Source organism: Corynebacterium sp. UMB0012 (assembly GCF_030216265.1).
Taxonomy (GTDB): domain Bacteria; phylum Actinomycetota; class Actinomycetes; order Mycobacteriales; family Mycobacteriaceae; genus Corynebacterium.
Genome location: NZ_JASOKQ010000122.1, coordinates 1 through 254, shown reverse-complemented (window position 1 = coordinate 254; position 254 = coordinate 1). Strand labels below are relative to the sequence as shown.

General features: G+C 58.3%; 1 protein-coding gene. It reads right to left on the bottom strand.

What is annotated here, in order from left to right; translation table 11 throughout:
- The coding region (locus QP324_RS12125) for a hypothetical protein (protein WP_284816238.1) at positions 1-210 on the bottom strand (210 nt) is incomplete at its 3' end.
- Positions 211-254: the final 44 nt, after the last annotated feature.

Sequence of the window (254 nt, the reverse complement as noted above, 5' to 3'; positions counted from 1 at the left end):
ATAAACGGTGACAAAGCCATCGTCAACAACGACGGTGACAGCACGATCCTTGATGGCGGCACCGGAACCCGCATTACGGGTGATGATGCGACGGCCAACAACAGCGGCAATACCACCGTAGACGGTCAGGGTTCGACCGGAACTGAAATCGCGGGTAACAACGCGGTGGTGAATCAGGACGGCGAGCTGGATGTGAGCGGCGGCGGTCACGGGATTGATATCACCGGCGACAGCGCAACTGTGGACAACAAAGG